Genomic DNA, 8,416 nt, shown 5'->3' with positions numbered 1-8,416 from the left:
TAGTCGACCACGACCACGACCACGAAAGCAGAATTTAGAAGAAACGCTGCGCTAGAACGCCAGCCGCACGCCGAGATTGACGCTCTGCTCCATGTAGTCGCTCATGCCCAGCGCCGCCTCGTAGCTGATGAAGGCGGTGCGGCCGTGGGCGAACTGGGCACCGAGGCCCACGCCGAGCCGGAAGTAGTCCGTGTCGAAGCGGTCGGTCGCCAGCGCGAAGGCGATCTGGCTCGGGTCGTAGGCGAAGGTGCCCGCGACCTTGTTGTCGCCGGCCTCAAACTCGTGCGACCACTCGAACCACCCCTGCGGCAACAGCACGGCCCAGGGCAGGCTGAAGGAGCGGGTCACCTGGCCGCCGAGGACGCTGCGGAAGGAGGTGGACGTCTGGTCGCGGATGATCAGGTCGAGGCCGTTTGCGCCCTGCTCGCGGTAGCCGTCCAGGTCCGCGTTCACGTAGTTGAAGCGCCCGTAGACGTCGAAGATGTACGCGCCGCGGGTGATGTCGTAGCCGGCGCCGAGCATCAGGGCGTACTGGGAGCCGTCGAAGTTCGCCTTGGCCTTGCGCGTCGCACCGAGCAGGGAGTAGGAGATGTTGCGGGTCTGGTCGTAACTGCCCCAGCCATAGCTGGCAGAGCCTTCCAGGTAGAACTGGTCGGTGGGGTAGTAAGTGCCGTAGAGGGTCGTATTCCAGGCGGTGGCGCTCAGATCGCCGCCGCTGGCGTCGATGGTCACATTGCTGTTGCCGTAGCCGAGCGCAACGCCGGCCACCAGCCCTTCCAGAAACTGATAATCGACACCGGCGGTGATTCCCTGGGTATCGAAGTCGAAGCCATCCTCGTTGGCGGTAGCGTCCTTGTTGCCCCAATCGATATTGCCGTTGAGGAAGATGCCGAGGCGCTCGAACTGATAACCCCCATCGGCCCCGCCATCCGCGCTGGCGCCGCCGCCGCGCACACCGGTGGCGTCGCCGAGCAGCCCGGCGAGAGTGCCGGCATCGACACGCTCGCCGTCGACATTGACCGTGAGCCCACCGAGGCTGATGCCGCGCGCACCGCCGCGCAGCGCCGCCAGGCGTCCGGCGACGTTGTCGAGCTGGGCATTGGTGAGCTGGTTGGTGAGCTTGCGCGGCGCCACCGCCTGCGACGGCGTCAAGGCCGCAACGCCCTGCACGGCCGCGCCCGCGTCCGTTGTCGTGAGCAGCGCCGTGCACTGCGCCGCGAGGTCCCGCTCCGGGCCGGTCAGGTCGGTGCGGCCCACCAGGCCGTCGCAGACGTTGGTGAAGGTGGCGCCCATGATGCGCTGGTTGCCGGTGAGTCCGGGCAGCTTGTCGAGCGGCTCCACGGCGGTGGTGGTGTCCTGGGTGGTCGTGCCATCGGTGGTGGCGCCGACGATCGTCAGGTTGAAGCTGGCGCCGGTAGAGCAGTTCTCGATGAGACCATCACCGACATCCTCGCTGCAACTGACGACGGTCGCGGTCAGTGTCCTGGTCGTGCCGCTGCCGATTGCCGTGATGATGGCGCCCCCCGTCGCCGTGCCGGTGCCGGCGCTGACGGCAATGTCGTAGGTGTTGCCGGAGAACTGCGAATCCATGGTCGGGCTGTTCAGATCGGTGATCTGGTAGTCGGTTCCGAGCACGGCGTCACCGCCGAGCTCGACGACGATCGAGGCGGCGCCACGTCCGTTCGGGCTGGACGACCCCACCGACAGGGTGGCCGTTGCGCTCTCGCCGGCGTTGATGCTGGTGGGCGAGGCGGTGAGCGTGACGCTCGTGATTTGGGCGGAGGCCGGGGCCGAAAAGATCGCCGCAACGGCGGCCAGGGGGATGAGCAGCCACGCCGTTGCCGGCCCACGGTGGCAAGCCATGCGCGGGTTATCGCCGCGCCGCGCGCCCGGCAAGCCCGCGTGGCGACTCGCGCCTGGACGCGCGCCGACATGGTCTGCGCTCCCGCGCCCATTCCCGGCGAGTCGCCTCGTGCTTGACGCGCCGGGCCGAAATCCCGGGAGCCGAAGCCTCATCATCAAGTCGACCATACCCGTCGCGGCCATGGAGCCACCCCCGTCGTTGCATGAATGGTACGCATACCCTACGCAACAAAAGATCCCGATAAAAGACTCAGTTATTCCCTTATCGATGACTGGCGGTTTTCTTCAGACAAGGGCGGGCTGGAGCGGCCCGAGTCGCGGCGCCAAACGGTAGCGGTTCCCGGCCGGATTGCCGCGCAGGGCTGGTGCATCGGCTTGATCTCAACACCGCTTGTCGTACCTGGCGGTGGGCGCCCCTGTGTTGCTTCTGCCGAACAAACCGCAAGCCGCACACAGTTCAGCGACCAAATGCAGTCAAATCGGCTGATTGTGTCCAAATGGAGACATCCAACGGGGAAGCGTCAGTTGACGGCCTTCAGCGCGGCAGCCGCAGCTCCGCGATCAGACCGCCGCCGGGGCGGTGTTTCAGCACAAGGTCGCCGCCGTGTGCCCGTGCGATGTTGCGGGCGATGCCCAGGCCGAGGCCGGTGCCGCCGGAGCGGCGTGCCCGCGACGCCTCCAGCCGAAAGAACGGCTCGAAGACCTTGCCCATAGCCCCCTCCGGGATGCCGGGGCCTTGGTCCGCGACGCTGAGCGTCACCCCCTTGTCCGAGTCCCGGACACTGACCTCCGCGCTGCCACCGTAGCGCAGCGCGTTGTCCAGCAGGTTCCCGATGCAGCGCTTCAGCGCCAGCGGCCGGCCATGGTAAGGCGTCACCACCCGCCCCCGCAGCACGACCTGCTGCCCGGCCTCGGCAGCGTCGTCGCAAAGGCTCTCGAGCAGGGCCATCAGGTCCAAGGGCCGGGTTTCCTCACGGCTCTCGGTGCCGCGCATGAAGTCCAGGGTCGCGTCCACCATGCGCTGCATGTCGTCCAGATCGCGGCGGATCTTCGCGCCGAGCACCTCGTCCTCCAGCAGGTCCGCGCGCAGCCGAATGCGGGTGAGCGGGGTCTTGAGGTCGTGGGAGACGGCGGCGAGGATGCGCGCGCGGTCCTCCACGAAGCGGCTGATGCGCCGCTGCATGGTGTTGAAGGCGCGGGCGGTCTCGACCACTTCCAACGGCCCCGTCTCCTCCAGCGGCGGGCGGTGAATGTCCCGGCCCAGGGCGTCGGCGGCCTCGCGCAGCCGATCCAGGGGCCGCACGATCCAGCGTACCGCCAGCAGCGACAGGGCGGTCACGCCCGCCAGCAAGATGACGAGCATCAGCAGCAACTGGAGCGGCCAGTGGAAGAGCTCCTGCGGGATGCGGCGCTCGAACCAGACCCAGCCGCCGTCGTGAAGCTGCACCTGAACGATGAAGCGCCGCGCCATGGCATGGGTGGCGGAGGCTTGCTCGCCGGTCTCCGGCAACGCCTGGCCCGGCATGGGCGTGGTCATGACGTAGCCCACAAGCGCCACCCGCAACCCCACGTCGGCGCCGAGTTGCTCGCGCAGCTGCCGGCGCACCAGCTCGGCGCCGGCGCTGGCGGCGTCCGCCGGCGGCACGGCCAGCGGGACGTCGGCGAGGCCGACGCGCGCCTGCGCGCTGTTCAGCAGGGGCACGAGCCGCCGGCGCTCGGCCGGCGCCAGGGCGTTAAGGAGCTGGACGGCATCGACGGTGCGCTCGATGACGTCACCGTGGATCGCCGCGTAGAGCACGCGGCCACGGTCGTGCATGTGCACGCCCGCGGATAGCAGCACGGTGGCGCCAAGGCCCGTGATCAGCACCAGCGTGAGGCGGCCGAACAGCGACTTCGGCAGCAGACGCATGAGCGAGCGCAGGCGCGGGACGCCCCTAACGCACCGGGTTCACGCGGGCGGCGAGCATGTAGCCGCGGCCGCGCACGGTCTTGATGAGCTCGGGCTCGCGGGCGTCATCCGCCAGATGCCGGCGCAGCCGCCCGATGAGCACGTCGACGCTGCGGTCGAACGGATGGGCCTCGCGGCCCCGGGTCAGCTCCAGCAGCTGATCGCGGGTGAGCGCCCGGTTGGGATGCAGCAGCAGCGCCTGCAGCAGCCGGTACTCGGCCTGGCTCAGGGGCACCACCACGCCCTCGGGCGAGGTCAGGTGCTGGGTGCGGCAGTCGAGGCGCCAGCCGCCGAACTCCAAGCGCCCCGGCGTCTCCGCCAGCGGATCGATGGGCAGGTCGCGCACACGCCGCAGCACGCCCTTGATACGGGCCAGCAGCTCGCGGGCGCTGAAGGGCTTAGGGACATAGTCGTCGGCGCCCATCTCCAGGCCCAGTACCCGGTCCATCTCGTCGCCCCTGGCGGTGAGCATGATCACCGGCACCTTGGAGCGCGCGCGCAGGTTTCGGCACAGTTCCAGTCCATCCGCCCCGGGCAGCATCAGATCCAGCACGATCAGGTCCACCCGCCCCCGCTCCAGGGACATCCACATGCCGCCGCCCTCGGCGACGGCCGTGACCTGGTAGCCGTTGCGCTCCAGGTACTCCTTGAGGAGGTGGCGGATCTCGGGGTCGTCGTCGACGACCAGGATATGGTCCTGCGTGCCGTTCATGACCGGCACTGTAGCCCATCCCGCCGCCCTACCGCGCGCCATCTGCGCGCGTCTGGTAACGCCAGGTAACGGATCGGCCGATGTTTACATCGGATTACAAAATCCCCGACCGCCGACATTGGTGTCTTACATGCGCGGGCTTAACTGGAAAGCAAAACGGAGGCGGATGATCCGCCGCCGCGACAGCTCACCCGAACGGAGCATCGAACGCGGTAACGGGCCGCCAGAGGGCGCCCGCCCGCGGGGAGTGTGACCAACATCCGGGCTGGAGACATCGGCTGCTTACATGAACGCGCTTAACTGAGCGTGACGCCACGGGCGGCCGAGCCGCCCCGGCACAACCCAACGACCAGGAGGCTTGTCATGAATTCGAGACAGTCAGCAACGAGGCTCGGCGCCCTGCTCACGGCATCCGCCCTGATACTCGGTGGCAGCGGTACTGTGCTGGCAGCCGAGAGCCAGGGAACCGGCGCCGCCGACAATCCGGCTGCAAGCAGCGCAGCTCCGAGCACGACACCGAGCCCGGCAGGCGGTCCGTGGATGATGGGTGGCCCGGGCATGATGGGGCCGGGCATGATGGGCGCATCCGTGAAGGATACCGAACAGTGGCTCGCCGACGTGAAACAGCAGCTCGGCATCACTGCTTCCCAGGAGGATGCCTGGAAGGGCTACAAACAGGCCGTGACCAACCAGTCGGCACTGATGAACGCCCATCATGAAACCATGTGGAACGGCCAGGCGATTGGCGGTAACGAGTTTGCGCAAATGCGACAGCAAGGCTGGCAGACGATGCAGCAGACGGGTCAAGCGGCCAATACCCTGTACCAATCCCTGACACCAGAACAGCAAGCCAAGGCCCGCGGGCTGCTCATATTCCAGCGCGGGCCTGGCTGGGGCAGGTAGGCTGATCAATCAACAACGCGGGAACCGGGCTATATGCGGCACCGACCCGCGGGGAGCGTGCATCGATGATGGGTGGAGGATTCGGTGGATTCGGGCTTGGCATGATCCTGGTGTGGATCGTGATCATCGGCGCGGTCGTCCTGCTGGTACGCGCCCTCACCGGCGGCTCGCCGGGCGCTTGGACCGCCGGCGGCAAGAGCGCCAGGCAGTTGCTGGATGAGCGCTTTGCCCGCGGCGAGATCGACCGGGACGAATATGAAGAGAAGCGGCGGCTGCTGCAGTAGGCGGCCGGCCGCTCGCGCGAACGTGATCAGTTGGAGGGGGCCATGCAAAGACCCAGTTTCGACAACCAACCGGCATCGGCGCGGCTTCAGGCCGTCGCCGAAACGCCACGACCCGGAGCTGATGCGATGACAAACCCCAGCGGCTCCGTGTCGCCCGACCCCTGGAAGGTCCGTCGCCGCATCCATGTACCCGGACGTAGGAGGCTACGCATGTTGAACGCCAGAGAAATCGTGCTGGGGCTGTTGCTCGCGGTGCCCCTGCTCGCGACGGCGGCACCGGCCGCGGAGTCGGAGCCGACCGTCACCGTCTACAAAAGCCCCACCTGCGGCTGCTGCACCAAGTGGATCGCGCACCTCGAGGCGCAGGGGTTCGACGTCCAGCCCGTGGATGTCACGGATCTCCAGCAGATCAAGTCCCGCGCCGGCATCGCCCCGGCACAGGCGTCCTGTCACACGGCGCGCGTCGCTGACTATGTGATCGAGGGCCATGTCCCGGCCGGCGATATCCGCCGCCTGCTCGCCGAGCACCCGGACGCGCGCGGACTCACCGTGCCCGGCATGCCGCAGGGCGCCCCGGGCATGGATGTGCCGACGCCCCAACACTATCAAGTCCTGCTGATCGGCAAGGACGGCAGCACGTCCGTGTTCGCCGAGCACTAGCCTGAAGCCAGCCGATCCGGATCCGGCGTTTCGCCGGGCGTCGCTGCCCATCAGCACCGAGGAGATTTCGCCGTGACGACTTCACAAGCTCCACAGCCTGCGCCGCGGTGCACCGCGGCGATCGATCCGCACGGCAGTCCGCCCGGATCGGCAGCGCTTGCAAGCGGACCGAAGAACCCGGTTCGGAGCACTGCGACGAGCCGGGCCGCGCGCCGCCGACTCGCGGCGCTGCTCCTCGCCGTCGCCGTCGCGGCTGCGTTGAGCGCCTGCGCGGGGCCACGCTGGCGGGGCCGCGGCCCCGACGGCGGCTGGAGGGGACCGATGGGCGGCATGATGGGCGGCCCGGGAATGATGGGCTACGGTCCCGGCATGCGCGGCTATGGACCCGGCATGCGTGGCTATGGGCGCGGCTATGGAGGCGGCTACGGTCCCGGCAGGGGCGGTTATGGCGGTGGATACGGGCCAGGTGCAGGCGGCTACGGACCCGGCGCCGGGGCGTCGATGCTCCGGCACCGGCAGGCGATGACCGGTGGCATTCCGTCCGACTATGCGCGGCTGCACAACCCGCTGCCCGCGAGCGCCAGCGTCATCAAGGCCGGCGCGGCACTCTACCAGTCCAACTGTGCCACCTGCCACGGCAGCAACGGTGCGGGCAACGGCCCGGCGGGCGCCAGCCTGTCGCCGCCACCGACCAACCTGCGCTGGCTGGTACAGCGCCCCGTCGCCAGCGACAGCTACCTGATGTGGGCCATCAGCGACGGCGGCGCGCAGCTCGGCACCGGCATGCCGGCCTTCGCCGGCGCCCTCAGCGACAAGGACCGCTGGCGCATCATTCGCTATCTCCGGACGCTGTAGGCGGGGCCGATTGCGCGGGATCAGCGCCAGCGCGAGACGAAATCGCCAGGCAGCAACAGGTTGTGCCGACCGAGGTCGGCCACATCCCGCTCACCGCAGAAGCCCATGGTGACGTCCAGCTCATTGTGGATGATCTCGAGCGCGCGAATGACGCCGGCCTCGCCCAAGGCGCCAAGGCCATAGATATAGGCGCGGCCGATGTAGGTGCCCCGGGCACCGAGGGCGAGGGCCTTGAGTACGTCCTGCCCCGTGCGGATGCCGCTGTCGAGGTGCACCTCCAGCTTGTCGCCCACGGCGTCCAGGATGCGCGGCAGCATGCGGATGGAGCTGAGCGCGCCGTCGAGCTGGCGGCCACCGTGGTTGGAGACGACGATGGCGTCGGCCCCGGCATCGAGCGCGTGCTTAGCGTCGTCCGGGTCCATGATCCCCTTCAGAATCAGCGCGCCCTGCCAGAGGTCGCGGACGCGGCGCACCCGCGCCCAGTCCAGGGCCGGATCGAACTGCTCCGCGATCCACGCCATCAGGTTAGACACGTCGCTGACGCCCTGGACGTGGCCAAGGAGGTTGCCGAAGCCCCGGCGCCGGGTGCCGAGCATCCCGAGCCCCCAGCGCCAGCGCCGCGCCAGGTCCAGCAGCACGGGAACCGTGAGCTTGGGCGGCGCGGACAGGCCATTCTTGAGATCCCGATGGCGCTGGCCGATGACCTGGAGGTCCAGCGTCAGCACCAGCGCGGAGCAGCCGGCCGCCGCGGCGCGGGCGATAAGGCGCTCCATGACGTCCTCGTCACGCATGACATAGAGCTGGAACCAGAACGACGCGTCCACGGCGTCCGCCACGTCCTCGATGGAACAGATGGACATGGTGGACAGCGTGAAGGGCACGCCGAAGCGCTGCGCCGCCCGCGCGGCCAGGATCTCGCCGTCCGCGTGCTGCATGCCCGTGAGCCCCACCGGCGCCAGCGCGACCGGCATCGCCACCGGCTGTCCCACCATGTGGCCTCGCGTGCTGCGGTCGGCGATGTTCACGGCGACGCGCTGTCGCAGCCGGATCTCGGCGAAGTCCGTGGTGTTGTCGCGGAAGGTCTGCTCCGTCCAACTGCCGGACTCGGCGTAGTCGTAGAACATCCGCGGCACGCGCCGGCGGTAAAGGCGCTTTAGGTCGCCGATGTGCGTAATGATGGGCATGGCGGTC

The 8,416-nt window shown here is 68.7% G+C and carries 8 protein-coding genes; 4 read left to right on the top strand and 4 right to left on the bottom strand.

Going from position 1 to position 8,416, the window contains the following annotated elements; genetic code table 11:
• Positions 1-51: 51 nt before the first annotated feature.
• The 3 genes from LJE69_RS13180 to LJE69_RS13170 all read right to left on the bottom strand — a co-directional run bounded on the left by LJE69_RS13180 (position 52) and on the right by LJE69_RS13170 (position 4,523).
• A complete protein-coding gene (locus LJE69_RS13180) occupies positions 52-1,863 on the bottom strand; it encodes an autotransporter outer membrane beta-barrel domain-containing protein (protein ID WP_296925762.1) in 1,812 nt (603 codons plus the stop codon).
• A 535-nt stretch (positions 1,864-2,398) separates the two neighbouring features.
• Positions 2,399-3,772, bottom strand: coding sequence for an ATP-binding protein (locus tag LJE69_RS13175; protein WP_296925760.1), 1,374 nt, complete (start codon positions 3,770-3,772; stop codon positions 2,399-2,401).
• A gap of 25 nt (positions 3,773-3,797) precedes the next feature.
• Entirely contained in the window at positions 3,798-4,523 is a 726-nt protein-coding gene (locus LJE69_RS13170) for a response regulator (protein ID WP_296925758.1), read from the bottom strand.
• Positions 4,524-4,886: 363 nt separating this feature from the next.
• On the opposite strand from LJE69_RS13170, the gene LJE69_RS13165 reads away from it, so the two are divergent.
• The 4 genes from LJE69_RS13165 to LJE69_RS13150 all read left to right on the top strand — a co-directional run bounded on the left by LJE69_RS13165 (position 4,887) and on the right by LJE69_RS13150 (position 7,225).
• Positions 4,887-5,426, top strand: coding sequence for a Spy/CpxP family protein refolding chaperone (locus tag LJE69_RS13165; RefSeq protein WP_296925756.1), 540 nt, complete (start codon positions 4,887-4,889; stop codon positions 5,424-5,426).
• Positions 5,427-5,527: 101 nt separating this feature from the next.
• Complete coding sequence (locus LJE69_RS13160; RefSeq protein ID WP_296925754.1) at positions 5,528-5,710, top strand: SHOCT domain-containing protein; 183 nt, start codon at positions 5,528-5,530, stop codon at positions 5,708-5,710.
• A gap of 210 nt (positions 5,711-5,920) precedes the next feature.
• The gene (locus LJE69_RS13155; RefSeq protein WP_296925752.1) at positions 5,921-6,370 is read left to right on the top strand and encodes a DUF411 domain-containing protein; all 450 of its coding nucleotides are present in this window, start codon (positions 5,921-5,923) and stop codon (positions 6,368-6,370) included.
• Positions 6,371-6,691: 321 nt separating this feature from the next.
• Positions 6,692-7,225, top strand: coding sequence for a cytochrome c (locus LJE69_RS13150; RefSeq protein ID WP_296925750.1), 534 nt, complete (start codon positions 6,692-6,694; stop codon positions 7,223-7,225).
• 20 nt (positions 7,226-7,245) lie between these two features.
• On the opposite strand, the gene LJE69_RS13145 is transcribed toward LJE69_RS13150, so the two are convergent.
• A partial coding sequence (locus tag LJE69_RS13145) for an alpha-hydroxy acid oxidase (RefSeq protein ID WP_296925748.1) occupies positions 7,246-8,416 on the bottom strand: 1,171 nt, incomplete at its 5' end.

Origin of the sequence: Thiohalocapsa sp., from assembly GCF_022340605.1 — a bacterium.
Lineage (GTDB): Bacteria > Pseudomonadota > Gammaproteobacteria > Chromatiales > Chromatiaceae > Thiohalocapsa.
The sequence above is the reverse complement of the archived record's forward strand: the minus strand, read 5'-3'. Positions and strand labels throughout refer to the sequence as shown.

What these genes read in the sequence shown, in the direction of transcription:
- LJE69_RS13180 (WP_296925762.1), bottom strand. Translation starts at nt 1,863, where the DNA reads ATGGCTTGCCACCGTGGGCCGGCAACGGCGTGGCTGCTCATCCCCCTG.
- LJE69_RS13175 (WP_296925760.1), bottom strand. Translation starts at nt 3,772, where the DNA reads ATGCGTCTGCTGCCGAAGTCGCTGTTCGGCCGCCTCACGCTGGTGCTG.
- LJE69_RS13170 (WP_296925758.1), bottom strand. Translation starts at nt 4,523, where the DNA reads ATGAACGGCACGCAGGACCATATCCTGGTCGTCGACGACGACCCCGAG.
- LJE69_RS13165 (WP_296925756.1), top strand. Translation starts at nt 4,887, where the DNA reads ATGAATTCGAGACAGTCAGCAACGAGGCTCGGCGCCCTGCTCACGGCA.
- LJE69_RS13150 (WP_296925750.1), top strand. Translation starts at nt 6,692, where the DNA reads ATGGGCGGCATGATGGGCGGCCCGGGAATGATGGGCTACGGTCCCGGC.
- LJE69_RS13155 (WP_296925752.1), top strand. Translation starts at nt 5,921, where the DNA reads ATGTTGAACGCCAGAGAAATCGTGCTGGGGCTGTTGCTCGCGGTGCCC.
- LJE69_RS13160 (WP_296925754.1), top strand. Translation starts at nt 5,528, where the DNA reads ATGATCCTGGTGTGGATCGTGATCATCGGCGCGGTCGTCCTGCTGGTA.